Origin of the sequence: Phreatobacter cathodiphilus (assembly GCF_003008515.1) — a bacterium.
Lineage (GTDB): Bacteria > Pseudomonadota > Alphaproteobacteria > Rhizobiales > Phreatobacteraceae > Phreatobacter > Phreatobacter cathodiphilus.
Genome location: NZ_CP027668.1, coordinates 2,403,425 through 2,428,104 on the forward strand (window position 1 = coordinate 2,403,425; position 24,680 = coordinate 2,428,104).

Here is a 24,680-nt window from a genome sequence, read left to right on the forward strand (position 1 = left end):
GATCGGCAGCGGCTCTGCGCGGCTCGCACAGTCATGGTCGTGAGTATAGATGACGTAACGTCAGTATAGCGACGCTCACGCGGCGCGGCGCAGCAGGTCCTTGCCCGACCGGCCCATCAGCGCGGTGAGCTGCGCGTCCGGGATCGCCGGGCTGAGGATGAAGCCCTGGACCTCGCTGACGACGCCGGGCGCGTCGATCAGCTTGAGCTGCTCCAGCGTCTCGACGCCTTCGACGACGACCGACAGGCCGAGTTCCGATCCGAGGCGGGTGACGCCGCGCAGGAGCTTGGCGGCCTTCCGGTCGGTGGTGATGGAGCGCACGAAGGAGCGGTCGATCTTGACCTTGTCGATCGGGAACTTGTGCAGGTAGCTGAGGCTCGAATAGCCGGTGCCGAAATCGTCGAGCGCCAGCCGCACGCCCATGGCCCGCAGCCTGTTGAGGCTGTCGAGGACGGCAGCGGAGTCCTTGAGCAGCAGGGTCTCGGTGATCTCGAGCTCGAGACGGTCCGGATCAAGGCCTGTCGCCTTCAGCGTTTCGGCGACGAGTGCCACCACGTCGTCACGCTCGAACTGGACGGAGGAGAGGTTGACCGAGACGCGCACCCGGTCCGGCCAGGCGACGCAGGCCTGGGCCGCCTTGCGCATGACCTGTCGGCCAAGCTCGATGACGAGACCCGTCTCCTCGGCGACGGGGATGAAATCGCCCGGCGAGATCATCCCGCGCACCGGATGCGGCCAGCGCACCAGCGCCTCGCAGGTCGTGATGGTCAGCGACTTGAGGTTCAGCATGGGCTGGAAATAGACCGCCAGCTCTTCGTTCTGGATCGCCTTGCGCAGATCCATCTCGATCGCCCGGCGTGCCTGGGCCTGGCGATCCATCTCCTCTTCATAGAAATGCAGGATGCCGCGGCCGCCGGCCTTGGCGCGGCTGAGCGCCATGTCGGCGCTCTTCAGCAGCTGGTCCGGATCGCGGCCGTCGCGCGGCGCCAGGGCGATGCCGACCGAGGCCCCGATCGCGATGGGCTTCTCGTCGATCTGCGTGATGTCGCTGATGGTCTCGATGATGCGGGCGGCGAGAGTGGTGACGTCGTTGACGGTGCGGCCACCGCTCTGCAGCACCACGAATTCGTCGGCGCCGAAGCGGGCCACCACGTCGTTCTCGCCCACGGCGAAGCGCAGGCGGTCGGCGACCGCCACCAGCACCGCGTCGCCCACCGTATGACCGAGTGTGTCGTTGACCTGCTGGAAGTGGTCGAGGTCGACGAAGAGTACGGCCAGCATGTCGTCGTCGGCGGTCATGGCGAGGGCCGTTTCCAGCCGCTCCTGGAACAGCGACCGGTTCGGCAGTCCGGTCAGGGCATCATGGCGCGCCATATGGGCGATCCGCGCCTCGGTCCGGCGCTTCTCGGTGATGTCCTCGATGGCGACCACGAGACCACCGGTCTCCATGGGCTGGAAGGTCAGGTCGACGTTGCAGCCGTTGGCCTGCAGCTCGAACTGTTCGCGCGCCAGGCCGTCGACGCGCCGGGCCACGGCGTCGAGTACCCGGCCGCCGTCACGCTCGCTGAGGATGCCGAGATCGACATAGGCGGCGACGATGGCACGGGCCCTGGCGCCGGGGGCGAGGCTGTCGGGATCGAGCGGCAGAATCTGCGCCCAGCGGCGGTTGACCACCACTAGCCGGCCGTCGGCGTCGAACATGGCGAGGCCGTGCGGCATGTTGTTGAGGGCGGTGTCGAAGCGGTCGGCGAGCAGCGACACGTCGCGCTTGGCGATGATGGCGTTGAGCAGGATGTCCCTGAGGCGGCGCGCAATGCTGCGCACGCTGCCGAAGAAGGGCACCGCAAAACAGGCCAGGATCAGATAGTCCCAGACCCCCGTCATCACCATGCCCAGCACCAGGGGCGCGCAGAGAAGGGCGATCTGGTTGTCGACGAAGGGGCCGTTGGCAAAGTTCCGGCCGGTGACGCCCACCATGTAGGACAGTGCCACCGAGACGCAGAACAGGTGCGCCGCCATCGACTGCGTCAGGTTGAAGGTCGCGAAGCACCAGATGCCGATGGTGAAAACCAGGAGATTGGCGCCGACCGTGTACTCGCGCTCCCAGCGCAGCGCCTGCTCGTAGGTCACCACCTCCGTGCGCACGCGCCTGTAGGCCATCATGCGCATCGTGCGCACGGCGCCGATGAGGACGATGGCGAAGGGAAAGCAGACGAGCAGCGGGTGGCCGGTGAGATAGGCCGTGTAGACGGTGCCCGCGAGGGCTGCGACGATCCCCAGCAGCAGCGAGCGCACGTCCTCGTAGAGCGCATCGACCATCGAAACGTAAATTTCGACGGGCAGCTCGCGCATCATGTCGCTCGATGACTTGCCCTGCACGCGCGTCATATCGACAGAAGAACCAATCGGGGGGCTGGTCGGGGAGGACCGGCTTACCGATCGAATCAATCAAAAAAAACTTGCCCATCAATTAATTGGCGAGAGATGGTTGCTAGTACTCGCGATCGGGGGGCCGTTCCGACTGTTGCTTACCCGTTACAAATCCGGCGAGGGCGGCGTCGACCAGCGCGCCCACGGCCGCCCGGCCCGCCGGGAAATCCGCGGCCATCCAGCGCTCGCGAACCTCGGCGAGGACGGCCCCGATATCCGGTCCCGGGGCGAGGCCACGTCGCTGCAGCTCCTCGCCCGACACAGGGAAGTGCGGCGCCGTCCAGCGCTCGGGAAGGGCAACGAGGGCGCGCCAGGCCGGATTGTCAGGCGGCGCGCCGGAGCGGGCGAAGCCGACCAGAACCCGGTCGCGGAAGCCGCGCGGGCCGACCGCGTAGAGGAGCCTCTTCGCGGCGGCCTCCCCGGCGGCCGGATCGATGCGCCAGCCGTGGCCGATGCCGTCGAGGCGGCGGAATTCGGCATTGGAGAGGGCGAGGCGCTCGCGCAGGCGCAGCGCGTCCTCGCGCGTGAGGACCGCCAGCAACCCCAGGCGCTGCACGGGGTCGGGGCCGATGGAGAGGGCGCGCTCGACGGCGGCGAGCCGGTCCAGGGCGGCGGCCGTGGTCACGCCCCCGAGCACCCGGCCGAGGAGGCCGCAATCGGCCATGGCCTGGCATGTCGCGCCCGCGCGCGGGGCGGCGACGAGCTTCATGATCTCCGCGCGCAGGCGCTCGCGCGAGAGGTCGGCGAGCCCCTCCCGCTCGGCGATGCAGGCGGCGAGCGCCTCGCGGTCGATCTCTCCGCGCGCGTAGGTGGCGTGGAAGCGGAACAGGCGGAGGATGCGCAGCCGGTCCTCGCGCACGCGCGCCCGCGCGTCACCGATGAACCGGACCCTCCCCTCCGCGAGGTCGTCGCGGCCGCCGAAATAGTCGAAGAGCTCGCCCTCCGCCGAAAGGCTCATGGCATTGATGGTGAAGTCGCGCCGCGCCGCATCGGCCCGCCAGTCGCGGCCGAACCGCACGACGGCCCTGCGTCCATCCGTCGCGATGTCCTCGCGCAGCGTCGTCACCTCGTAGCCGGTGCCCTCGACCACCACGGTGACGGTGCCGTGGTCGATGCCCGTCGGCACCACCTTGAAACCGGCCCGCGCCGCCCGCGCCGCGACGGTGCCGGGCTCCGCCGTGGTGGCGAGGTCGACGTCCCCCGGCGGCATGCCGACCAGCCAGTTCCTGACCGCCCCACCGACCGCCCGCACCGCGTCGCCGTCCACCGCGAGGGCCCCGATCAGCCGCGGCACGTTGCCCCCGGCGAGCCAGTCCGGCAGGTCCGCGAGCGGCTTCATCGCGGTGCCTGGTCGCCGCGCCGCTCCATGCGGGCGGGATGGAAGACGCCGTTCTCCACCCGCGCCGGGCGGTAGATCACGTTGGGGTCCCGCACCTGATAGGCGAGGTGGTAGAGGAAGTAGCCGCCGCCCAGCACGATGCCGAACAGGCCGAGCCAGATCACCGGCCGGCGTTCCCAGTGCTCCTTCAGGAAGGGGCTCTTCTCCTTCAGGTGCAGCCAGCCGATATAGAGGACGAAGGGCAGGACGAAGAGCAGGAGATTGACGACGATCCTCATGCCCCGTCCCCCGCCACAGCATCCTCGCTGAGGCGCTCCCAGAGGTTGCGGAGGATGCCGGCGGTGATGCCCCAGATGTAACGGTTCTCGAAGGGCATGGCGTAGAAGTGCCGCGTCTGGCCGTTGAAGTCGCGCGACTTCTTCTGGTGGTTGCGCGGGTCCATCAGGAAGGCGAGCGGCACCTCGAAGGCGTCCGTCACCTCCCGCGGGTTGAGCGTCAGCTCGAAGGGCGGCGTCACCAGCCCGACCACCGGCGTGATCAGATAGCCGGTCCGCGAGTGGAAGGGCAGGAGATAGCCGAGCGGGCGCACATGGGCCCGCGCCAGCCCCACCTCCTCCTCCGCCTCGCGGAGCGCGGCGTCGAGCGGCGTTGCGTCCCCCGGCTCGATCTTGCCGCCGGGAAAGGCGATCTGGCCGGAATGATCCGGCATGTCGCTGGAACGCTGGGTCAAGAGGATGGTCGGCACCGGCCGCGCCACGACGGGCACCAGCACCGCCGCCGGGCGGGCCGGGCGCCCCTCGTTGACCGTGTGGTCGCCAAGGTCGGGGCCGTTGCCGAGGGCGCCGAACAGGTCCTGCCGCACGGAGGGCACGGCGAGCGACAGCCGGCGGGTGACGACCGTGCTGAATTCGTCGGTCGACAGGGGAATCACGTCAGGCCCTCGATCTCGGTCGCTTCCACCATGGGATAGAAGCGCCCCGCAATGAAGACGCCGAACCAGTCCCGCCCCTCGTGGGAGGCGACCTCGCCGAGGCTCGCGAGATCGTGAAAGAGCGCGCGGGAGACCAGCGCCCAGAGGTCGCGGCGCACGTGCAGGTAGGGCTTGACGCCCTCCGTCCCGGTCTCCTTCTCGAAGCGCAGGGGATGCTCGTCGCGCACCTCGATCCAGTCGTCCACCTGGGTGCGGAAGGCGAGGCGCCGCTCCCTCCCCTCGCCCTCGGCCCGCATCTCCACCGCGGTGAAGGGCGCGTCGTCGACGGTGATCCCGATTTTCTCCACCGGCGTGACGAGAAAGAATCGCCCGTCTTCCCGCTTCAGAACCGAGGAAAACAGCTTCACGAGCGGCATCCGGCCGATCGGCGACTTCATGTAGTACCAGGTGCCGTCCGCCGCGATCCGGATGTCGAGGTCGCCGCAAAAGGGCGGGTTCCACAGGTGCACGGGCGCCCCGCCGCCGCCCCGTTTCACCTGGGCGGCGATGGCGTCGAGCCCGGCCGGCGGGGTCATGGCGGTCGTCACCCTCTGCACCTCACGATTGAGTGAAAGACTTCTCAAAAAGGCCCGACTTTCGCTCGAAGCCTGTGACGAACGTAAGTCTCGACTATCCCCGTCGCAACGCATGGGCCATGATGCACTGCGACGAAAACGCAGCCTCGAAGGGAGTGACCATGACCGCCGAGACCGCCGAACGCATGGAAGACGCCATCGTCCGCGCCGCGGAAACCACCGCCGCGCAGGTGCGCGCGGCCCGCGGCAACATCTCCGCGGTCATCTTCGGCCAGCAGTCCGTCATCGACCGCGCCCTCATCACCGTTCTCTCGGGCGGCCATGCGCTGCTCGTCGGCCTGCCCGGCCTCGCCAAGACCAAGCTGGTCGAGACCATGGGCACGGTGCTCGGCCTCGACGCCCGCCGCATCCAGTTCACACCGGACCTGATGCCTTCCGACATCCTCGGCTCCGAGGTGCTGGAGGAGGCGGCCGGCGGCAAGCGCGCCTTCCGCTTCGTGAAGGGCCCGGTCTTCACCCAGCTCCTCATGGCGGACGAGATCAACCGCGCCTCGCCGCGCACCCAGTCGGCCCTGCTCCAGTCCATGCAGGAGCACCACGTGACGGTCGCCGGCGAGACCTACGACCTGCCGCGGCCGTTCCACGTCCTCGCCACCCAGAACCCGCTGGAGCAGGAGGGCACCTATCCCCTACCCGAGGCCCAGCTCGACCGCTTCCTGATGCAGATCGACGTCGACTATCCCGATCTCGAGGCCGAACGGAAGATCCTGTTCGACACCACCGGTTCCGAGGAATCGCGGCCCAAGCAGGCGCTGACCGCCGAGGACCTGATGGCCGCCCAGCGCCTGGTGCGCCGCCTGCCGGCCGGCGAGTCGGTCGTCGAGGCCATCCTCCAGCTCGTCCGCTCCGCCCGTCCCGGCGCCGCCAAGGGCGAACTCGCCGACGCCATCGCATGGGGCCCGGGCCCGCGCGCCTCGCAGGCGCTGATGCTGGCGGTGCGCGCCCGCGCCCTGCTCGACGGGCGGCTCGCCCCCTCCATCGACGACGTGGTGGCCCTCGCCGAGCCGGTCCTCAAGCACCGCATGGCGCTCTCCTTCTCCGCCCGCGCCGACGGGCTGACGGTGGAGAAGACCATCGCCGCCCTGGTCAAGCCGATCGGCTGATCCATGGCCCTTTTCGACCTCGGCCGGACGGACAGTCGCGAGGATCACGCCGGGCGCCTGATGCGCGACGGCGAGATGCTGGCGGCCGCCCTGCCGCGGCTGGTGCTGGAGGCGCGGCGCGTCGCCTCCACCGTCGTGCACGGGCTGCACGGCCGCCGCCGCGCCGGATCGGGTGAGAATTTCTGGCAGTTCCGGCGCTTCTCCAGCGGCGAGCCGGCGAGCCGCATCGACTGGCGCCGCTCGGGGCGCGACCAGCACCTCTACGTCCGCGAGCGCGAATGGGAGGCGGCCCACACCGTCTGGATCTGGCCGGACTGCTCGGCCTCCATGCAGTTCGTTTCGCCCCTCGCCTGGGAGACCAAGCGCGACCGCTGCATCGTCCTCGCCTTCGCCCTGGCCGAGATCATGGTGCGCGGCGGCGAACGCGTCGGCATTCCCGGCATCATGAGGCCGACCGCGAGCCGCGCCATCATCGACCGCATGGCCGATGCCCTCCTCGCCGTGCCCAACCTCGCCGCCGCCAGCCTGCCGCCTCGCGCGCCGGTCTCGCGCCTCTCCGAGGTCGTCATCCTCTCCGACTGCCTGGTGCCGCTGGAGACCTTCCGCGACGAGATCAAGAGCCTCGCCTCCGCCGGGTCCCGCGGCCACGTGCTGATGATCAACGATCCGATCGAGGAGACCTTCCCGTACAAGGGTCGTGTCGAGTTCGAGGAGCTGGAGGACAGCCTGACCATCACCGCGGGCCGCGCCGAAACCTGGCGGGACGACTACGTGGCGCGCCTCGCCGCGCACCGCGCGGCGCTGCGCCAGGACTGCGACAGCCGCGGCTGGAGCTTCGGCATTCACCGCACCGACCAGCCTCCGGCGACCGCCATCCTCGCCCTGCACCAGCGCATGGGGCCGGGTTCGCGCGATGCGGCTCCGCGGATCGGGGGCGCCTGATGCTCGGCCTGCCCCTCGCCTTCGCCTCGCCCCTGGTGCTCTTCGCCCTCGCTGCGCTGCCGGCGCTCTGGTGGCTGCTGCGCCTCGTGCCGCCGCGCCCGCGCCGCGTCCGCTTTCCCCCGACGCGCATCCTCATGGACATCGCGCCGAAGGAGGAAACGCCGTCGAACAGCCCCTGGTGGCTGACCTTGCTGCGGCTGCTGCTCGCCGCGATCATCATCCTCGCCATGGCGGGTCCCCTGTGGAACCCGCCGGCGGCGACCTCCGGCGGCCGCGGTCCCGTTCTTCTGTTGATGGACGACGGCTGGCCCTCGGCCGCCTCCTTCGAACAGCGCCAGCGGGTGGCCGGCGAGATCGTCGCCTCTGCCGAAAGCGCCGGCCGTGCCATAGCGCTCGTGCCCACCGCCCGCCCGGTGATCGACATCGCGCTGGAGACGCCCTCCTCGGTCCGCGAGCGTCTGCGCTCCCTCGAGCCGCAGCCCCATACGCCGGATCGCACCGCCATCCTGCCGGCGCTGCAGAAGTTCCTCGGCGCCCAGCCGGAGGCGGAGATCGTATGGCTCTCCGATGGCACCGATACCGGCCGCGGCGAAGCCTTCGTTAGCCAGCTCGCACCGCTGGTGCGGGGCCGCAGCGTCACCGTCTTCGAGGGCGGCACGCCCCCTCCCCTCGCACTCGCCGGTGCCACCAACACCGCCGGCGGCTTCAACGCCAAGGTCCTGCGCCCGGAGGGCGGTCCCGCCCGGCCGGGCCGCGTCCGCGCCCTCGACAGCCGCGGCCTGCCGCTCGGCGAGGCGGCCTTCGCCTTCGAGGACGGCAAGACCGAGGCCGACGTGCGCTTCGAACTGCCGGTGGAGATCCGCAACGAGATCACCCGGATGGACATCCTCTCCGAGCGCTCGGCCGGCGCGGTCCAGCTCGTCGATTCGCGCTGGGCCCGGCGCACCATCGGCGTCGTTTCGGGCGCCAGCACCGACGTCGCCCAACCGCTCCTGTCGCCGACCTATTATCTCGGCCGCGCGCTCGACCCCTTCGCCGACATCCGCACCGTCGAGGGCGCCTCGCCTTCAGAGGCCATCATCCGCTTCATCGAGGGGCGCGTGCCGATGATCGTGCTGACCGACGTCGGCACGGTGACCCCCGTGGCGCGCGACGCCCTCAATCGCTTCATCGACAACGGCGGCATTCTGCTGCGCTTCGCCGGCACGCGCCTCGCGGGAGCCCAGAACGACGACCTCGTGCCGGTCCGGCTGCGGCGCGGCGGCCGCCAGCTGGGCGGCGCCCTGTCCTGGGAGACGCCGCAGGCCCTCGCCCCCTTCGGCCGCGAGAGCCCCTTCGCCGACATTGCGGTGCCGGCGGACGTGCGCGTGCGCCGCCAGGTGCTCGCCGAACCCGACGGGCTCCTGGCCGACAAGACCTGGGCGCAGCTCGCCGACGGCACGCCCCTGGTCACCGCCGAGAAGCGCGGCCAGGGCCTGCTCATCCTCTTCCATGTCACCGCGGACACGTCCTGGTCCGACCTGCCGATCTCCGGCGCCTTCGTCGACATGCTGAAGCGCATCGCCGGCCTCTCCGCCGCCGGCCGCCCGGCCGCCGAGGGCCTCGCCGCCGTGCCCGGCCAGCCCCGGGCGAGCGAGCGGGTCGCCCCCACCCGCGTGCTCGACGGCTTCGGCGGCTTCGTCCGCCCGCCCGCCACCGCCCGGCCTATCCCCGCCGACTGGCGCGAGCCCGCCACCTTCGACTATCCGCCGGGCTTCTACGGGCCGCAGGAGGGCACCATCGCCGTCAACACGCTGGGGCCCGAGGAGCGGTTGAAGCGGCTCGACGTCGGCCCCCTCAACGCCACGATCGAGCGGTATCGTCTGGGTGAACCCGTCGATCTCCGTTCCCCGCTGGTGGTGACCGCCCTGATCCTGCTTCTCGCCGACGGCCTGATCGTCCTTCTCATCGCCGGCGGCCTCGCCCAGCTCATGGCCGGCCGGCGCGGCCGCACGGCCGCCTGGCTCCTCCTTGCCGGCGGCGCCCTCGCACTCGCCGGCCAGCCGGCCGAGGCGCAGACCCGCCGCAGCCAGGAGCGGCCGATCATCTCCACCGGCAATCCGGCGGACGACGCCGCCATCCGCGCCACCCAGTCCACCCGCCTCGCCTATGTCGTCACCGGCTCGCGCGAGGTCGACGACGTCTCCCGCGCCGGGCTGGAGGGCCTCACCCGCTTCCTCTCGGCGCGCACCGCGCTGGAGCCGGCCCAGCCGCAGGGCGTCGACATCGCCCGCGACGAACTCGCCTTCTTCCCCGTCCTCTACTGGCCGGTGGTGGCGGGGGCCGAGGAGCCGGCGCCCCAGGCGCTGCTGAAGCTCGACGCCTACATGAAACAGGGCGGCATGGTGATCTTCGACACCCGCGACGCCCTCACCGCGCGCCCCGGCCAGGCGAGCCCGGCCCAGGCGACGCTGCGCCGCATCCTCGCCGGCCTCGATATCCCCGAGCTCGAGGCGGTGCCGCGAGACCACGTGCTGGCGCGCGCCTTCTTCATCCTGCGCGAGTTTCCCGGCCGCTATGCCGACGGCGTCACCTGGGTCGAGGCCATCCCGCCGGCGGGCGACGACGAGGCGGCGCGTCCGGCACGGGCCTCCGACTCGGTCTCGCCCATCGTCATCACCGCCAACGACCTCGCCTCGGCCTGGGCCATCGACCGCCAGGGCAATCCGCTGCTCCCCGTTCAGGGCGAGGCGCGCCAGCGCGAGCTGTCCTTCCGCTTCGGCGTCAACCTCGTCATGTATGCCCTGACCGGCAACTACAAGACCGACCAGGTCCACGTCCCCGCCCTGCTCGAACGACTGGGGAACTGACGCGATGACCCTCGGCATCGTCTGGTCCCCCATCGTCCCGCTCTGGGCCCTCGCCCTCGCCGCCCTCGCCGCGATCCTCGTCGCGGGCCTGCTCGTCGCCTCGCGCTCCCGCGGCGCCTGGTGGCGCGTCGCCGCCATGGCCCTGGCGCTGATGGCCCTGGCCAATCCCGTCTTCACCCAGGAGGACCGCGACCCGCTGCAGTCGGTGGTCGCCGTCGTGCTCGACCGCTCGGCGAGCCAGTCCCTCGCCGACCGCACCCGCATGACGGAGGAGGCCAAGGCCGCCATCGAGCGCTCCTTCGCCCGCTCGCCCGGCTTCGAGGTGCGCTGGATCGACGCCGGCGCCTCCGACGGCCAGACCGACGGCACCCACCTCTTCGAGGCGCTGCGCCAGGGCCTCTCCGACGTGCCGGCCGAGCGCATCGGCGGCGCCATCCTCGTCACCGACGGCCAGGTCCACGACGTGCCCGCCCAGGCCTCCGCCATCGGCTTCACCGCGCCGGTCCACGCCCTCGTCACCGGCCGCTCCACCGACCGCGACCGCCGCGTCGTGCTGACCCAGACGCCGCGCTTCGGCATCGTCCAGCAGAGCCAGACCGTCGGCTTCCGCATCGAGGACAACGGCACCGGCGGCGCGGTGGCCCAGGCCGCCGTCACGATCAGCCGCGACGGCGAGGTGGTCGAGCGGCGCACCGTCACCACCGGCACCACGACCAACGTCTCGGTCCAGATCACCCATGCCGGCGCCAACATCGTCGAGATCGAGGTGGACGGCCTGCCGGGCGAGCTCACCCCCATCAACAACCGCGCCGTCGTCGTCATCGACGGCATCCGCGAGAAGCTGCGCGTGCTGCTCGTCTCCGGCGAGCCCCATGCCGGCGAGCGCACCTGGCGCAACCTCCTCAAGTCCGATGCCGGCGTCGACCTCGTTCACTTCACCATCCTGCGTCCGCCGGAGAAGCAGGACGGCACGCCGATCAACGAGCTGTCGCTCATCGCCTTCCCGACGCGGGAGCTCTTCCAGATCAAGATCCGCGAGTTCGACCTCATCATCTTCGACCGCTACGCCCAGCAGGGCGTGCTGCCGCTGATCTATTTCGAGAACATCGCCCGCTACGTGCGCAACGGCGGCGCCCTGCTCATCGCCGCAGGTCCCGAACACGCCACCTCCGCCTCCATCAACGACACGCCGCTGGAGAGCATCCTCCCCGCCGCCCCCACCGGCGAGGTGATGGAGCGCCCCTTCCACGCCCGCGTCTCCGACCAGGGCCGCCGCCATCCCGTCACGCGCTCGCTGCCGGGCATGGTCGCCGAGGGCAATCCACAATGGAGCCGCTGGTTCCGCCTGATCGAGAGCCGCCAGCCGGCGCAGGGCGCCACCACTGTCATGGACGGCCCGGACCAGCGCCCGGTCCTCATGCTGACGCGGCAGGGTGAGGGGCGCGTCGCGCTCCTCCTCTCCGACCACATCTGGCTCTGGGCGCGCGGCTACGAGGGCGGCGGGCCGCATCTCGAGCTGCTGCGCCGCCTGTCGCACTGGCTGATGAAGGAGCCGGAGCTGGAGGAGGAGAGCCTGCGCCTCGCCGTGCGCGGCCGCCAGCTCGCCGTCGAACTGCAGACCATGGCCGAGCGGCCCGAGACCGTGACCCTGACGCGCCCCTCCGGCGACAGCCTCACCGTCTCCATGCAGGACGCCGAGCCGGGCCTGTGGCGCGGCCAGGTCGACATCACCGAGCTCGGCCTCTGGCGCGCCCAGGCCGGCCGGCTCACCCGCCTCATCAACGTCGGCCCGCCCAATCCGCGCGAGTTCACAGACGTGACCTCCACCACGCGGCTGCTGGAGCCGCTGGTGCGCGCCACCGGCGGTGGCCTCTGGCGCATTTCCGAGACCGGCAGCCTGTCCATCCCGCGCATCGTGCCGACGCGCTCGGCGAGTTCGCTGCGCGGCGAGGATTGGATGGGCATCCGCCAACGCGACGCGTCGGTCGTCCGCGGCATCGGCATCCTGCCGGCCTTCGCCGGCCTGCTCGGCCTCGTCCTGATGCTCGGAGCCCTCACCGCCGTCTGGGCCCGCGAGGGGCGCTAGCCTGCCGCGGCCCCCGTGCCGGGTCCGGGGCGCCTATCGTGCCGCCGCAGGGACGGTGCGCGTCGCTGCGGCGTGAACCGCGAGACCGATCAGGCAGAAGGCGAGGAAGCCGGCCGCCGCCAGAAGCGGTGCGCCGGCTGACCCTGTGAGGTCACGCACCCAGCCTGCGACGGGCGGCAGCAGCGCCAGCCCCAGATAGAAGAGCGTGTAAAGAACACCCATTCCGAAGGCGCGCGTCTCGGCCGAAAGGACCTTGCCGGCGAACACCATGATGAGGCTGGAGGGTGGCGCCGCCAGCAGGCCGAACAGCGGCAGCGTCAGCCAGGCCGGCGCACCGAGGGCGGTCGCGGCGAGGGCTGCGACCATGCCGACGATACAGGCGACGGTGGCGAGCATCGGCCGGCCGAGACGCTCCGCCAGGGCGCCACCGAACGGCTGAAGCGGCAGGATGGAAAAACCGATCAGCGAGGCGAGCATGCCGGCTTCGGCGCGGCTCGCCCCGCCGGCGACCAGAAAGGCCGGAGTGAAGCCGACGGCCACGGCGAAGGCGGCGTTGTAGCCGGCCCACACGACGCCGAGTGCCAGCAGCGGCAGCCATTCGTGCCGGTGCAGGGACAGTCGCGGCGGCTGCCCCGCCACCGTGCGGGAACGACGGATCGTCACGACCAGCAGGAGAAAGGCGAGGATGCAGAAGCCGGCCGACCACCACAGGCCGAGCCGCCATTCCTCGCCGAAGAGCGGAATGACGAGCAGGGCGAGGCCGATGCCGAAAGGCCAAGCCATGAGCATCATGCCCATCGCCATGGCCACGGCGGGCCCCGTGAAACGGTCGAGCACCATCTTGGCGCCGGCGATGGTCAGCAAGGTGCCGCCGACGCCGGATACGAGGCGTCCGGCGATGGCGGTGCTGAAATCAGGGGAGATGGCGAGGATCATCCCGCCGAGGCCCATGAGGCCCACTCCCGCCAGGACGACGGGCCGGTCGCCGAGACGCGCCAGCAGCATCCCCGCCGGAAGTGCCATGACGATACCGGCGAGCGAATAGGCGCCGATCAGCGAACCGAGCGCCGCCCAGTCCGCGGCGAGCGTCCCGATCAGCAGCGGCCCGAGCGCGCCGACGACCTGCAACTGCGCGCCCATCGACATGCGGGCGACCGCCAGCACGCCCACCTCGCCCCAGCGACCCATGCCCATCTGCCCGAATTCGTCCTGTCCGTTCCGGCCGCCCGTTCGGCCGGGAAGGACAGACGCCATATTCGCCGCAGCCGAGCCAGCCCGGCGGCGGCCGGCAGACCTGCACGGTCACGCCGGCGGAAACAGCCGATGGCGTCGCGGAGAACGAGGCCGGGCGGCCACTGTTCGCCGTAGACGAGAGTCTGCCGGCGCCATCCGACCGCGGTTCCTCAGCGGCGCGGCCTCCCGAACACCCGGCGCGCCACCCGGCGCTCCCCGCGCGAGACATTCCGGCGGGTGCGCCGCGAGCCGAGGCCGACGGCGCGGCCGGCACGCGTGACGCCGCGGTTGGCGGCGCGACCCGTGCGGGTGACGGCGCGGCCGGCGCGGCGCGCGCCCTGGCTCAGCCACGAGGCTTCGGCCTCCGGCGCGGCGACGGCGACGACGGGAAGGCTCGCCAGGGCGATGAGAAAGGCGCGGCGCAACATCATGGGTCTCTCCCGAAGCAGGAATGGCCGCCACCTCGCGGGGCGGGGCGGCAGCCTGCGCGCCGGGGGACCGCCTGGCAATGCCCGCTCCGCATGCCTGCCGTCCGACGACCACGACCTGTCGGGCGGAACTCGAGCGCCGCCGGGCGGTTGATCCCGTAAGGCTGAGGGACAATGGAGGAAACGACAATGACCAACCCCAATCAGCAGAACCCGAACCAGGGCGGCCAGAAGGATCAGGGCCACGGCTCCGAGCGCGGCGGCCAGCAGCAGCAGCAGGGCGGCCAGAAGGGCCAGCAGGGCGGTCAGCAGAACAACGAGCAGGGCCAGCGCACCGACAAGGGTCGGGGCATGTGAGCCCGCCGGCGGCCATGACGCCGCCGATCGAACATCGGGATCCGCCGTCACCCCTGCGGGTGGCGGCGGATTTCGCATGACCGGGGCCGATATTCGGCGCCGGTGGTTACAAGGAGAGCACGATGAACAGACGAAACCTCTTGGCTGCCCTGGCGGCGGCGGTCACCGTCGCGGCTGTGGCCGGTCCGGCCATGGCCCAGGGCCGCGGCCGGGGTCCGGACGGCATGGGCCCGCCGGGCCAGCGCCGCCGCGGCTGGGACTCCGGTCGGCCCGGTTTCGGTCCGGGCTGGCGCGGCGGTCCGCCCCCCGGTCGGGGCTGGCGCCGCCGTGGACCGCCTCCGGGCCGCGGCTGGCGCCGCCGCCGCTGGGATTGATCGTCCGGCCTGACTGACGGCTCACCCTCCCCTCGCTTCGGCGGCGGGAGGGTGACGTGTTCCAGGGTTTCGCCGCAGGTCCAGCCGAACTCGCCCGCAGCAGCCGGAGGCCGGACGCGTCCGGCATGACTGGCGGTTTCGCGAGACCCTGTTCTCTCGAGGCCGGGCGCGACGCGGTAGTCCCGGGTTCCGTCGCAGCTCGAGCCGAGCGCGACCGCTCGATTTGTGCGGCCCGCGATCGATCGGCTGAAACCCGCCCCGCCTTAGGCCGGAACGCGGCCGCCCCGCACCCGGCCGGCGACGCCGTCGAAGGCGCCCGGCACCAGTTCCGCCACCAAAAGGCGGCCGGGATCGACCGGACCGGGAAGGGCGAGCCTTCCGGGCTGGACGACGATGAAGCCGAAGCGCTCGTAATAGGGCGCATCCCCCACGAGCATGACGAGGCGGTGGCCCTCGCGCCGCGCGGTCTCCATGGCACGCCGCATGAGAGCGCCGCCGATGCCCTTGCCCTGGAAGGCCGGGTCGATGGTGATGGGCCCGAGCAGCACAGCCGCCACGCCGCGGCCGATCTCGACCGGCGACAGGCGGATGGAGCCGACCAGCAGCGTGCCGACCCGCGCCGTGAAGCAGAGCGAATGATAGGGGTCCACGCCCTCGCGCAGGCGGAAGGCGGTGCGCGCGAAGCGGCCGGGGCCGAAGGCGCGTTCGTGGAGCCGCTCGATGGCGGCGTGATCGGAGGGTGTCTCGAGGGCGAGGTCGAGCGACAGGTCGGTCATGGAGCGGGCGTCCAACGGCAGCGGGCGAACGGAATCAGGGGCTTCAGGCAGTCATGCCGGCCGTCGTCGTCGCTCGATCCGCGGAATTTCTCTGCCCATGCGAAGGCGCTTAGCATGGCGCAGGCGGGCCGTCACCCTCCTGCGCCCGCATCGGGGCCCGCCATCCGCCGCACCGCTTTTCGTGGCAAGCTTCGATGGGCACCGAACCGTCCCGCCGGCCCGCTCGGGCAGGGTGGCGGGCGTTCGGTGGGGATGGGCGGCATGCAGGACGTGGCGAAGCGGGGTTTTTTCGGCTGGACGGTGGTCTGGGGCGCTTTCACGCTCGCCGTCTGCGGCTGGGGTCTCGGCTTCTATGGGCCGCCCATCTATCTCCACGTCATCCATCAGACCCGCGGCTGGCCGCTCGGCCTCGTCGCCGCCGCCGTCACGACCCATTACCTCGCCGGCGCGCTGACGGTCGCCAACCTCCCGGCGCTGCATGCCCGCTGGGGCCTCGCCCGCGTGACGCGGGCGGGCGCCGTCGCCCTCGCCCTGGGCGTCCTCGGCTGGAGCCTGGCGAGCGCCCCGTGGCAGCTCTTTCTCGCCGCCCTCGTCAGCGGCCTCGGCTGGGCGACCCTCGGCGCCGCGGCGGTCAACGCCATCGTCGCCCCCTGGTTCTCGCGGAACCGGCCGAAGGCACTCGCCTGGGCCTATAACGGCGCCAGCTTCGGCGGCATCCTCATGTCGCCGCTCTGGGTGCTCGCCATCCAGGTCGCAGGCTTTCCGCTCGCCGCCGCGATCATCGCCGCGCTGGTGATCGCCATCCTCTGGATCCTCGCCGGCCGGGTCTTCGTGCATTCGCCCGGTTCGCTCGGCCAGCGCCCGGACGGCGACGGCGAAGCCGCGGCCGAGGCCGCCTTAGCGGCGCCCGACCATCCCGCCCTGCCCGCCGCCGCGCTGTGGCGGGACCGCCGCTTCATCAGCCTCGCCGCAGCCACGGCGCTCGGCCTCTTCGCCCAGGCGGGCCTGCTCGCCCATCTCTTCTCGCTCGTCGTACCGGCTCTGGGGGAAGTCAGGGCCGGCATCGCCATGGCCGCCTCCACCCTCGCGGCCGTCGCCGGCCGCACCGTCCTCTCCTGGGTGATGCCGGCCGATGCCGACCGCCGACTCGTCGCCGCGGCAAGCTATGCCGTCCAGGTCGCCGGCTGCGGCGCCCTCCTCCTGTCCCGCGGCACCGATCCCTGGCTGATCTGGAGCGGCGTCGCCCTCTTCGGCCTCGGCATCGGCAATCTCGTCTACCTGCCGCCGCTCATCGCCCAGACCGAATTCGCCCGCGTGGACGTGCCGCGGGTCGTCGCGCTGACGGCCGCCCTCGGCCAGGGCCTCTATGCCTTCGCTCCCGCCCTGTTCGGCCTGGTGCGTGAACTCGCCCCGGCGGGTTCCGGGGCGGGAGACGCGCCCTTCGTCCACGGCCTGGCGGCGCTGGTCTTCGTCGCCGCCATCGCGGCGCTGCTGGCCGGTCGGCCGCGCTGAGTCTCACCAGTGGGGACTGCGCGGGCGGCCGTCGAACAGTTCGGCCATGCGCTCGCGCGTGCCGCGGGTGACGCCCTCCGGCAGCCCGTCGCGCGGAAAGAACGCCGCCTCCAGGATTTCCCGCGTCGGCACGAAGGGCGAGGTCTGTTCGAAGGCCTCGACCCGGAACAGCGCGACATGGTCGCGCGGCGATGTCCGGGCGTTGAGGTAGAGCCCGACGAAGGCCGGATCGCCCCGCAGGGCCACATGGGCCTCCTCCCGCAATTCCACCGCCAGCGCCTCCTCTACCGTCTGGCCGACTTCGACCCCGCCGCCGGGAAAGTGCCAGCCGGGGGTGTAGCTGTGCCGGACGAGCAGGATGCGTCCCCCTGCATCGACGACGCAGGCGCGCACCCCCAGCGTCATGCCGCGGGTGAAGCGCCAGTAGAGATGGAGCAAGGGTGTCAGCGGGGAGCGCCGGTCGGGGCTGAGCAGGAACATCGGCGTTTCCATCACTGTCGCGAATGAAACATTGCGGAACCATGAAGGACCGCGATCAAAAATGCATGGCTGGCCTTGCGGCGCAAGCACTTCAAAAGGGCGGCCTCGAAGCCTATTTCCGCATCATGTTGCGCTGCACACTTGGGCAGCGCGCCCAATTCGGGAGCGTTCCATGCTCATTTCCCTCCTCACCTCGCTGTTGAAGCGTCGTCCGACCTTCCACTGGCAGCCTTCGCTCGAGATCCGTGACGGCGCCACCGCCGCCGCCCTCGGCATCTGGTACGCCCGCAGCTGAGCCGCACCCGTCTCTGACCGCGCTCCCTACGGGGCCGCTGGACAGGCACCGCACCGCTCACGCATAGGGTGAGGCATGTTCCGCCTCGCCCATCTCTCCGACCCGCATATCGGCCCGCTGCCGGAACCCGGCTGGCGGGCGCTGATGAACAAGCGCCTGACCGGCTATCTCAACTGGCGGCGCAACCGCGCGACCCATCACCGGATGGACGTTCTCGACCGGCTGCTCGACGACGTCGTCCGCGCTGGGGTGGACCATGTCGCGGTCACCGGCGACCTCATCAATCTCGGCCTCCCCGATGAATATACGGCCGCCCGGACGCTGCTCTGGCGCATCGGGCCGCCGGAGCGGGTCAGCTTCGTGCCGGGCAATCACGACGCCTATATGCGCGAGACGGTGCCCGGCATCGTCCATCACTGGCGGCCCTGGTTTCTCGGTGACGGCGTCGCCGAGACGGACGGCGGCTATGCCTTCCCCTACACGCGGGTGCGCGGGCCCGTGGCCCTCGTCGGCGTCAACAGCGGGGTGCCGACGCCGCCCTTCCTGGCAACCGGCCTCCTCGGGCACCGGCAGATCGCGGCGCTCGCGGACGAGCTGGAGACGCTTGGCCGGCAGGGCCTCGCCCGCCTCGTCCTCATCCACCACCCGCCCTTCGAGATCGGCTTCCAGAAGCGCCTCGGCGACCACCGGGAGCTCGCGGCCATGCTGGCGAAGGTCGGCGCTGAGGCGGTGCTCCACGGCCATACCCACCAGGGCACACTGCGCGAGATCCGCGGGCCGGCCGGCCCCATTCCGGTCATAGGCGTGCCCTCGGCCTCCGCCGCGCCGGGCGGGCGGGCCGAGCCGGCCGCCTGGAACCTCGTGACCGTGAAAGGCGAGCCCGGCGCCTTTCAGGTTGCGGTGGAGCGGCGCCCCGTCGCCTGACCTTCTGGACATGCGAAAGGCGCGGCTTTCACCGCGCCTTGCGCAAACCCGCCATATCCCGGCGTCTCAAGCGCCGAGATAGGCGCCACGTCTGGAAAGACCGATGCGGTCCATTTCCGCCTGCTCGCGCACCGCGTCGGCGGCACGGTCGCGGGCGCTCTCGCGCTCGTCGAGGATCTCGACCTTCTTCAGCTCCTCGAAGGCCTCGGCGAGCGCCGCCTTGGCGTCGTCGAGCTGGCCCTTCAGTTCGCCTGCCGAGCCCATGAGATTGTCGCGCCGCTGGCGCGCCGCCTTGGCATAGGTCGGATAGGCGTAGTGCGCCGGGTCATGCACATTGGCCCGGGTCTGCTCGGCCACGATCTCACGGTCGAGTTCGTTCGCCATGCGCTCGAACTCGGCGATCATCATCTCGATCTGCGCGACCTGGCGGCGCTTTTCGTCGACCTGAAAGCGCTTCAGGCGGATCAACGTCTCTCGCGACTTCATCGACTCGTACTCCCAGAAGTCCCCTTATTCCGCGGGACACACACATGCCCCACGGTCGTCCGCGGCACCCGGAAGCCGGCTGCCTTACCCCTAATGAAAACTGAAGCTAGGCCCACGAGGTTGAGATTCCGTTTCCGGAAAGCACGATTCATGGTAAACAAGCGTTCATAAGTCGCGCCATTCATTGGGGAATTTCCCCGACCCATCACGCCGACGCACCGTCCAGGATCTGGGCGAGCCGGCGATAGCCCTCGCCGATATGGGCGACCTCCTCCTTGCGCTGGCCGAGAAAGGCCTCCAGCGCCGGCTGCAGGCGGATCGCCTCGTCGACCTCGGCGGAGGAGCCCTGGCGATAGGCGCCGAGCCGGATCAGCTCCTCCATGTCGGCATAGGTGGCGAGGGTCCGCTTGGCCTTCTGGATCACCGGCCAGTATTGCGGATCGGCCGAGCGCGGCATGGTGCGCGACACGCTCTTCAGCACGTTGATGGCGGGATAGCGCCCGCGCTCGGCGATGGAGCGCTCCATGACGATATGGCCGTCGAGAATGCCGCGCACCGCGTCCGCCACCGGTTCGTTGTGGTCGTCGCCGTCGACCAGCACGGTGAAGATGGCGGTGATGGCGCCCTCCCCCGGACCCGGCCCGGCGCGTTCCAGCAGCCGCGGCAGTTCGGAGAAGACGGTGGGCGTATAGCCCTTGGCGGTGGGCGGCTCGCCGGCGGAGAGGCCGATCTCGCGCTGAGCCATGGCGAAGCGCGTCACCGAATCCATCATCAGCATGACCTGCTGGTCCATATCGCGGAAATATTCGGCGATGGACAGGGTGAGATAGGCCGCCTGCTTGCGCATCAGTGCCGGCTCGTCCGAGGTCGCGACGACGACGACGGAGCGGGCGAGGCCCTCCGCGCCGAGATCCTCCTGCAGGAACTCCTGCACCTCGCGGCCGCGTTCGCCGATCAGCCCGATCACCGAGACGTCGGCCTCGACGTTGCGGGCGATCATCGACAGCAGCACCGACTTGCCAACGCCGGAGCCGGCGAAGATGCCCATGCGCTGGCCCCGGCAGCAGGTGAGGAAGGTGTTGAGCGCCCTCACCCCGAGGTCGAGCGGGGCGCCGACGCGCCGGCGCGTGTGGGCCGAGGGCGGATCGGCGCGGAACGGCATGGGAAAGCCGCCCTGCGGCAGCGGGCCCTTGCCGTCGATAGGCTCACCCAGCGCATTGACCACCCGGCCGAGCCAGCCCTGGCTGGGCCTCACCGCAGCGGGGGCCAGCGACACCATGGCCTTGCAGCCGCGTCTGACGCCCTCGAGCCCGGCGAAGGGCATGAGCAGCGCCTGGTCGCCGGCAAAGCCCACGACCTCACAAGGGATCGGCCGGGAGCCCGTCTCCACCGTGACCCGCGCGCCGACCGACATGGCGTGGATCGGCCCCGCCGCCTCGATCATCAGGCCGCGCACGCCCGAGACGCGGCCGTAGATGGAGACGGAATCGATGTCGGCGATGTGGTCGGCGAGGGCGCGCATGAATGAGAAATCCGTGACGGGCCCCCACATTCCCGCCGTCATGGTCAATGAAGCGTTAACGGACGGGCTCCGGTAAACACCATGCGGCAGATTTTGCCGGGTCCGCCGCCGCCCGCTACCAACGATGTGGCGAATTGCGAGGATCCCCCGGCAATCTTTACCCGCCGTTAACCATGACCCCGGTAGAACCTGCCCATCGTCAGCGCCTGTCCCTTCCCCGGAGAGCTGCCGATTGGGGCCCCTTGCCGCCGCGATGGGCCCGAAAAGCCGCCGAAGTTTAACGATCACGGGCCAATGCGAGTCAAAGTAAAGGCAACCGGCGCCCGCATTGCGCCCTCGCGGGTAACCCTTCCTTAACCCGCCCCGTTAATGATCCCTATCAGCCGATTAAAGGCATCCGCGGCCGCCGAGGGTTCATTTGGAACGACCCACGATGGGCCCTGGCCGCGGGATGGCAGGAACCGGAGACGACGAGACGGCCGAAATGGTCGATTCGGCAGAGGGTTGGAGTGAGTCGCAGAAATATTTTGCGAGGACTCTTGCCCCTGCGAATCACAGTTTGTTAACCATTAGGGCGTAACGTCGAATCAGTGAACGGGGACGGATCCCAAGCGCCCTCCGCGCGGCGGCGGAGGCACGGGATCGCTTTGCCGAGCGGCTGTTTCGTCATCTGTGGCGGAATGGCCGGTTTTGGGTCAGCGGAAGGGGATGGGCATGCGCGTTCTGTTGATCGAAGATGACAGCGCCACCGCGAAGAGCATCGAACTGATGCTCAAGTCCGAGAGCTTCAACGTCTACACGACGGACCTCGGCGAGGAAGGCATCGACCTCGGCAAGCTCTACGACTACGACATCATTCTTCTTGACCTCAACCTTCCCGACATGTCGGGCTACGAAGTGCTGAAGTCGCTTCGGGTCGCCAAGGTCAAGACGCCGATCCTGATTCTCTCCGGTCTCGCCGGCATCGAGGACAAGGTGCGCGGCCTCGGTTTCGGCGCCGACGATTATCTGACCAAGCCCTTCCACAAGGACGAGCTCGTCGCCCGCATCCACGCCATCGTGCGCCGCTCCAAGGGCCACGCCCAGTCGGTCATCACCACCGGCGACCTGCTGGTCAACCTGGACCAGAAGACGGTCGAGGTCTCCGGCCAGCGCGTCCACCTGACCGGCAAGGAGTACCAGATGCTGGAGCTCCTCTCGCTGCGCAAGGGCACGACCCTGACCAAGGAAATGTTCCTCAACCACCTCTATGGCGGCATGGACGAGCCCGAGCTGAAGATCATCGACGTCTTCATCTGCAAGCTGCGCAAGAAGCTCGCCAACGCCTCCGACGGCAAGAACTACATCGAGACGGTCTGGGGCCGCGGCTACGTGCTGCGCGAGCCCAACGAGGCCGAGGAGCGCATCCCCGCCTGAGCGGGCGCGGCGCAATAATTTCGCCGCAACCACGTCACAAGCCCGTCACCACCGACTGGCAAACAGCATACCGATAGTCTGGCGAGTACGGATGAAATGCCGCCAGACGACGAGGGCCCCGCCGGGAAACCGCGCGGGGCTTTTTGTCGTCTCGGGGCCGGCGGCGGCACCTGACAGGGCACGATCCGCCGACGCCCCCCGCCGTCAATAGGGCGTGCCGTCCTTGTGGGTGAACACCCAGCGGCCGTCCGGCGCCAGGGTGGCGGCGATGTCGTCGTCCGGATAGGTCACCACGTCGTCGGGGCTGCGGTCGCCGATCTCCAGATAGCTCGCCTCCCCCGCCGAGCGGTTGGCGAGGTGATGGGCCGTGCCGCCTTTCGGAAAGCCGGCGCACATGCCGGACGTGAGGCGCGTCTCCCCCGCATCGGTGACGAGGATGATCTCGCCTTCCACCACGTAGATGAACTCGTCCTGGGTCGTGTGGCGGTGGTGGAGCGCCGACACGCCGCCGGGCGCGAGCGTCGTCAGGTTCACCCCGAAATTGGTCAGGCCGAAGAGGTGGCCGAGCTGGCGCTTGGATCGACCCGCCATGCGGGAGAAGAATGGCTCGGGATAATTGGAGGGCTTGGTGCGCGGCGGAACATCGGTGGCGCGCACGGCGTTGGGCCGTGAATGCGTGTCGGTCATGGACGAACCTCCTCGACCACGAATGTGGCGGCGGCTGCCGCTGGCGTCGAGAAGCCGCAGGGAAGACCACCCATGCGAGAGACGGACCTGCTCCGCCGCACCGAATCGAGATGAAATCCTTCCAAGAAGCCCCGCCATGGAGAAACAGTCGCCCTTATTTGGTGATGACAGGCCTGTCTCGTAGAAATTCCTTCTTATGGGGGCTAGATTTGGGGCCTAGCAGAGGGAGCCCTCCATGACCGCGCACGTCTCGCCCGACAAGACCCGCAAGCCCGGACGCGGGCGGATCTACGCCTCCATCACCGAGACCATCGGCGACACACCGCTCGTCCGCCTCGACCGCCTGGCAAAGGCCCATGGCGCCGGGGCGACCATCCTCGCCAAGCTCGAATTCTTCAATCCCATCGCCTCGGTCAAGGACCGCATCGGCGTCGCGATGATCGATGCCCTCGATGCTGCCGGCAAGCTCACCCCCGACACGGTGCTCATCGAGCCGACCTCCGGCAATACCGGAATTGCGCTCGCCTTCGTCGCGGCGGCCCGCGGCATCCGCCTCGTCCTCGTGATGCCCGAGACCATGTCGGTCGAGCGGCGCAAGATGCTGGCGCTGCTCGGTGCCGAACTGGTGCTGACCGAGGGCCCCAAGGGCATGAAGGGCGCCGTCGCCAAGGCGGAGGAACTGGCGGCCGAAAACCCCAACGCCGTCATCCCCCAGCAGTTCAAGAACCCGGCGAACCCGGAGATCCACCGCCACACCACCGCCGAGGAGATCTGGAACGACACCCAGGGCGGTGTCGACATCTTCGTCTCCGGCGTCGGCACCGGCGGCACCATCACCGGCGTCGGCCAGGTGCTGAAGGGCCGCAAGCCCGGCGTGAAGGTCGTCGCCGTCGAGCCGACGGATTCGCCCGTGCTCTCGGGCGGCAATCCCGGCCCGCACAAGATCCAGGGCATCGGCGCCGGCTTCGTTCCGGACATCCTCGACCGCGAGGTGATCGACGAGGTGGTGCAGGTATCGAACGACCAGGCCTTCTCCCTCGCGCGCGAACTCGCCCGCACCGAGGGCATTCCGACCGGCATTTCCGCCGGCGCCGCCGTGCACGCCGCGCTGGAGCTCGGCAAGCGGCCGGAGAATGCCGGCAAGACCATCGTGGTGATCATCCCGAGCTTCGCCGAGCGCTATCTCTCCACGGCGCTGTTCGAGGGGCTCTGAGCGCGCCCTTCCCTGCCGGCTATTCGGTCGGCAGGCCGAAAGGCAGCGAATCCACGGCACCGCCCGGTGGCAGGATCTGTTCCAGCCGCCAGCGGCCATGGGCTGCCTGCACCATGCGGAACACGACGGGCGACCGGTAGGCCTGCAGCGGCACCGAAAACTCCACTTTGCCGTCCGTCAGCTGGATTCGGTTGCCGAGCCGCGGCATGTTGGCAGGCGACATGTCCTCCGGCATGCCCGCGAGATTGAGCGGCATGAGATCGAGTCGCCGCGCCACGGTCATGGCGTGGGCGAAGACGAAACTGATGTCCGTCTGGTCCATCTGGCTGGGGGCGGGGATCATCTCGGCCGCGTGCATGTAGGCGCTGGAGGCCGGCACACGCGCCACCCGGCTGAGATCGAACCGCGCGAGATGGGTGTAGAAGGCGGTCTGGCTGATGGGCGTCAGCACCCAGAAGGCCGTGACGTAATCGCCGCGGCGATAGGCGGTCAGGAAGGTGCGCAGCGCCGATTCCGGCGTCTTCAGATCGAGCCGGTCATAGGCGGCGCTGCCGCTCGACGGCGCCGGCCGCTGTGCAGCGGCAGGGGCGGCGGCGAAGAGGACGCAGGCCAAAACCGCGCCGCGCAGAGACCACCGCATGCAACCCTCCGATTCGGATGGC

23 protein-coding genes are annotated in these 24,680 nt (G+C 70.2%); 10 read left to right on the plus strand and 13 right to left on the minus strand.

What is annotated here, in order from left to right; all coding sequences use genetic code 11:
- Window positions 1-75: 75 nt before the first annotated feature.
- The 5 genes from C6569_RS11755 to C6569_RS11775 all read right to left on the minus strand — a co-directional run bounded on the left by C6569_RS11755 (window position 76) and on the right by C6569_RS11775 (window position 5,275).
- Window positions 76-2,379, minus strand: a complete 2,304-nt coding sequence (locus tag C6569_RS11755) for a putative bifunctional diguanylate cyclase/phosphodiesterase (protein WP_181313727.1) — start codon at window positions 2,377-2,379, stop codon at window positions 76-78.
- 112 nt (window positions 2,380-2,491) lie between these two features.
- A complete protein-coding gene (locus tag C6569_RS11760) occupies window positions 2,492-3,769 on the minus strand; it encodes a CCA tRNA nucleotidyltransferase (RefSeq protein ID WP_106749030.1) in 1,278 nt (425 codons plus the stop codon).
- On the minus strand, window positions 3,766-4,047 hold the full coding sequence (locus C6569_RS11765) for a DUF6111 family protein (protein ID WP_106749031.1): 282 nt from the start codon (window positions 4,045-4,047) through the stop codon (window positions 3,766-3,768). Before C6569_RS11765 ends, C6569_RS11760 begins: the two co-directional genes overlap by 4 nt.
- Entirely contained in the window at window positions 4,044-4,691 is a 648-nt protein-coding gene (locus C6569_RS11770; protein WP_425440715.1) for a CoA pyrophosphatase, read from the minus strand. Before C6569_RS11770 ends, C6569_RS11765 begins: the two co-directional genes overlap by 4 nt.
- 5 nt (window positions 4,692-4,696) lie before the next feature.
- On the minus strand, window positions 4,697-5,275 hold the full coding sequence (locus tag C6569_RS11775) for a DUF1285 domain-containing protein (protein WP_106751010.1): 579 nt from the start codon (window positions 5,273-5,275) through the stop codon (window positions 4,697-4,699).
- 161 nt (window positions 5,276-5,436) lie between these two features.
- Between C6569_RS11775 and C6569_RS11780 the strand changes: the two genes are divergently transcribed.
- Genes C6569_RS11780 through C6569_RS11795 form a run of 4 tightly spaced genes read left to right on the plus strand, consistent with a single transcriptional unit; the run spans window position 5,437 to window position 12,315 of the window.
- Window positions 5,437-6,438, plus strand: a complete 1,002-nt coding sequence (locus C6569_RS11780; RefSeq protein ID WP_106749033.1) for an AAA family ATPase — start codon at window positions 5,437-5,439, stop codon at window positions 6,436-6,438.
- 60 nt (window positions 6,439-6,498) lie between these two features.
- Window positions 6,499-7,380, plus strand: coding sequence for a DUF58 domain-containing protein (locus C6569_RS11785; RefSeq protein ID WP_106751011.1), 882 nt, complete (start codon window positions 6,499-6,501; stop codon window positions 7,378-7,380).
- Window positions 7,380-10,229 carry a DUF4159 domain-containing protein gene (locus C6569_RS11790; RefSeq protein WP_106749034.1) on the plus strand — a complete coding sequence of 950 codons (2,850 nt, stop codon included), beginning with the start codon at window positions 7,380-7,382 and terminating at the stop codon, window positions 10,227-10,229. Before C6569_RS11785 ends, C6569_RS11790 begins: the two co-directional genes overlap by 1 nt.
- A gap of 4 nt (window positions 10,230-10,233) precedes the next feature.
- Window positions 10,234-12,315 carry a hypothetical protein gene (locus tag C6569_RS11795; protein WP_106749035.1) on the plus strand — a complete coding sequence of 694 codons (2,082 nt, stop codon included), beginning with the start codon at window positions 10,234-10,236 and terminating at the stop codon, window positions 12,313-12,315.
- Between the two features lie 33 nt (window positions 12,316-12,348).
- Here the strand turns inward: C6569_RS11795 and C6569_RS11800 are convergent, their stop codons facing one another.
- The gene (locus C6569_RS11800; protein WP_181313728.1) at window positions 12,349-13,509 is read right to left on the minus strand and encodes an MFS transporter; all 1,161 of its coding nucleotides are present in this window, start codon (window positions 13,507-13,509) and stop codon (window positions 12,349-12,351) included.
- A 209-nt stretch (window positions 13,510-13,718) separates the two neighbouring features.
- On the minus strand, window positions 13,719-13,979 hold the full coding sequence (locus C6569_RS11805) for a hypothetical protein (RefSeq protein ID WP_106749037.1): 261 nt from the start codon (window positions 13,977-13,979) through the stop codon (window positions 13,719-13,721).
- Window positions 13,980-14,165: 186 nt separating this feature from the next.
- Here C6569_RS11805 and C6569_RS21960 point away from each other — a divergent pair, with 186 nt between their 5' ends.
- The gene (locus C6569_RS21960; protein ID WP_181313729.1) at window positions 14,166-14,333 is read left to right on the plus strand and encodes a hypothetical protein; all 168 of its coding nucleotides are present in this window, start codon (window positions 14,166-14,168) and stop codon (window positions 14,331-14,333) included.
- 637 nt (window positions 14,334-14,970) lie between these two features.
- On the opposite strand, the gene C6569_RS11810 is transcribed toward C6569_RS21960, so the two are convergent.
- Complete coding sequence (locus tag C6569_RS11810) at window positions 14,971-15,483, minus strand: GNAT family N-acetyltransferase (protein ID WP_106751012.1); 513 nt, start codon at window positions 15,481-15,483, stop codon at window positions 14,971-14,973.
- 261 nt (window positions 15,484-15,744) lie between these two features.
- On the opposite strand from C6569_RS11810, the gene C6569_RS11815 reads away from it, so the two are divergent.
- On the plus strand, window positions 15,745-16,995 hold the full coding sequence (locus tag C6569_RS11815) for an MFS transporter (RefSeq protein WP_106749038.1): 1,251 nt from the start codon (window positions 15,745-15,747) through the stop codon (window positions 16,993-16,995).
- A gap of 3 nt (window positions 16,996-16,998) precedes the next feature.
- On the opposite strand, the gene C6569_RS11820 is transcribed toward C6569_RS11815, so the two are convergent.
- The gene (locus C6569_RS11820; RefSeq protein ID WP_106749039.1) at window positions 16,999-17,475 is read right to left on the minus strand and encodes an NUDIX domain-containing protein; all 477 of its coding nucleotides are present in this window, start codon (window positions 17,473-17,475) and stop codon (window positions 16,999-17,001) included.
- A gap of 172 nt (window positions 17,476-17,647) precedes the next feature.
- Between C6569_RS11820 and C6569_RS22390 the strand changes: the two genes are divergently transcribed.
- Both C6569_RS22390 and C6569_RS11825 read left to right on the plus strand, forming a co-directional pair.
- Window positions 17,648-17,770: a hypothetical protein gene (locus C6569_RS22390; protein WP_281260346.1), complete on the plus strand. Its 123-nt coding sequence runs from the start codon at window positions 17,648-17,650 to the stop codon at window positions 17,768-17,770.
- Window positions 17,771-17,845: 75 nt separating this feature from the next.
- Entirely contained in the window at window positions 17,846-18,694 is an 849-nt protein-coding gene (locus tag C6569_RS11825; RefSeq protein WP_106749040.1) for a metallophosphoesterase family protein, read from the plus strand.
- 66 nt (window positions 18,695-18,760) lie between these two features.
- On the opposite strand, the gene fliJ is transcribed toward C6569_RS11825, so the two are convergent.
- Window positions 18,761-19,180 (minus strand): flagellar export protein FliJ, encoded by a 420-nt coding sequence (gene fliJ, locus C6569_RS11830; RefSeq protein WP_106749041.1) that lies wholly within the window; start codon window positions 19,178-19,180, stop codon window positions 18,761-18,763.
- 205 nt (window positions 19,181-19,385) lie between these two features.
- A complete protein-coding gene (fliI, locus tag C6569_RS11835) occupies window positions 19,386-20,702 on the minus strand; it encodes a flagellar protein export ATPase FliI (protein WP_106751013.1) in 1,317 nt (438 codons plus the stop codon).
- Between the two features lie 714 nt (window positions 20,703-21,416).
- On the opposite strand from fliI, the gene ctrA reads away from it, so the two are divergent.
- A complete protein-coding gene (gene ctrA / locus C6569_RS11840; RefSeq protein WP_106751014.1) occupies window positions 21,417-22,118 on the plus strand; it encodes a response regulator transcription factor CtrA in 702 nt (233 codons plus the stop codon).
- A gap of 204 nt (window positions 22,119-22,322) precedes the next feature.
- Here the strand turns inward: ctrA and C6569_RS11845 are convergent, their stop codons facing one another.
- Entirely contained in the window at window positions 22,323-22,805 is a 483-nt protein-coding gene (locus tag C6569_RS11845; RefSeq protein ID WP_106749042.1) for a cupin domain-containing protein, read from the minus strand.
- Window positions 22,806-23,040: 235 nt separating this feature from the next.
- Here C6569_RS11845 and cysK point away from each other — a divergent pair, with 235 nt between their 5' ends.
- Window positions 23,041-24,018 carry a cysteine synthase A gene (gene cysK, locus C6569_RS11850; protein ID WP_106749043.1) on the plus strand — a complete coding sequence of 326 codons (978 nt, stop codon included), beginning with the start codon at window positions 23,041-23,043 and terminating at the stop codon, window positions 24,016-24,018.
- 19 nt (window positions 24,019-24,037) lie between these two features.
- On the opposite strand, the gene C6569_RS11855 is transcribed toward cysK, so the two are convergent.
- A complete protein-coding gene (locus tag C6569_RS11855; protein WP_106749044.1) occupies window positions 24,038-24,658 on the minus strand; it encodes a hypothetical protein in 621 nt (206 codons plus the stop codon).
- Between the last annotated feature and the right edge of the window lie 22 nt (window positions 24,659-24,680).

Excerpts from the sequence above, each read along its gene's own strand:
- C6569_RS11765 (WP_106749031.1), bottom strand. The coding sequence starts at position 4,047 with ATGAGGATCGTCGTCAATCTCCTGCTCTTCGTCCTGCCCTTCGTCCTC.
- C6569_RS11800 (WP_181313728.1), bottom strand. The coding sequence starts at position 13,509 with ATGGGCATGGGTCGCTGGGGCGAGGTGGGCGTGCTGGCGGTCGCCCGC.
- C6569_RS11790 (WP_106749034.1), top strand. The coding sequence starts at position 7,380 with ATGCTCGGCCTGCCCCTCGCCTTCGCCTCGCCCCTGGTGCTCTTCGCC.
- C6569_RS11855 (WP_106749044.1), bottom strand. The coding sequence starts at position 24,658 with ATGCGGTGGTCTCTGCGCGGCGCGGTTTTGGCCTGCGTCCTCTTCGCC.
- C6569_RS11845 (WP_106749042.1), bottom strand. The coding sequence starts at position 22,805 with ATGACCGACACGCATTCACGGCCCAACGCCGTGCGCGCCACCGATGTT.
- C6569_RS21960 (WP_181313729.1), top strand. The coding sequence starts at position 14,166 with ATGACCAACCCCAATCAGCAGAACCCGAACCAGGGCGGCCAGAAGGAT.
- C6569_RS22390 (WP_281260346.1), top strand. The coding sequence starts at position 17,648 with ATGCTCATTTCCCTCCTCACCTCGCTGTTGAAGCGTCGTCCGACCTTC.
- C6569_RS11785 (WP_106751011.1), top strand. The coding sequence starts at position 6,499 with ATGCGCGACGGCGAGATGCTGGCGGCCGCCCTGCCGCGGCTGGTGCTG.
- C6569_RS11820 (WP_106749039.1), bottom strand. The coding sequence starts at position 17,475 with ATGTTCCTGCTCAGCCCCGACCGGCGCTCCCCGCTGACACCCTTGCTC.
- ctrA (WP_106751014.1), top strand. The coding sequence starts at position 21,417 with ATGCGCGTTCTGTTGATCGAAGATGACAGCGCCACCGCGAAGAGCATC.
- C6569_RS11815 (WP_106749038.1), top strand. The coding sequence starts at position 15,745 with ATGCAGGACGTGGCGAAGCGGGGTTTTTTCGGCTGGACGGTGGTCTGG.
- C6569_RS11775 (WP_106751010.1), bottom strand. The coding sequence starts at position 5,275 with ATGACCCCGCCGGCCGGGCTCGACGCCATCGCCGCCCAGGTGAAACGG.
- C6569_RS11780 (WP_106749033.1), top strand. The coding sequence starts at position 5,437 with ATGACCGCCGAGACCGCCGAACGCATGGAAGACGCCATCGTCCGCGCC.
- C6569_RS11760 (WP_106749030.1), bottom strand. The coding sequence starts at position 3,769 with ATGAAGCCGCTCGCGGACCTGCCGGACTGGCTCGCCGGGGGCAACGTG.
- C6569_RS11825 (WP_106749040.1), top strand. The coding sequence starts at position 17,846 with ATGTTCCGCCTCGCCCATCTCTCCGACCCGCATATCGGCCCGCTGCCG.
- cysK (WP_106749043.1), top strand. The coding sequence starts at position 23,041 with ATGACCGCGCACGTCTCGCCCGACAAGACCCGCAAGCCCGGACGCGGG.
- fliI (WP_106751013.1), bottom strand. The coding sequence starts at position 20,702 with ATGCGCGCCCTCGCCGACCACATCGCCGACATCGATTCCGTCTCCATC.
- C6569_RS11795 (WP_106749035.1), top strand. The coding sequence starts at position 10,234 with ATGACCCTCGGCATCGTCTGGTCCCCCATCGTCCCGCTCTGGGCCCTC.
- C6569_RS11810 (WP_106751012.1), bottom strand. The coding sequence starts at position 15,483 with ATGACCGACCTGTCGCTCGACCTCGCCCTCGAGACACCCTCCGATCAC.
- C6569_RS11805 (WP_106749037.1), bottom strand. The coding sequence starts at position 13,979 with ATGATGTTGCGCCGCGCCTTTCTCATCGCCCTGGCGAGCCTTCCCGTC.
- fliJ (WP_106749041.1), bottom strand. The coding sequence starts at position 19,180 with ATGAAGTCGCGAGAGACGTTGATCCGCCTGAAGCGCTTTCAGGTCGAC.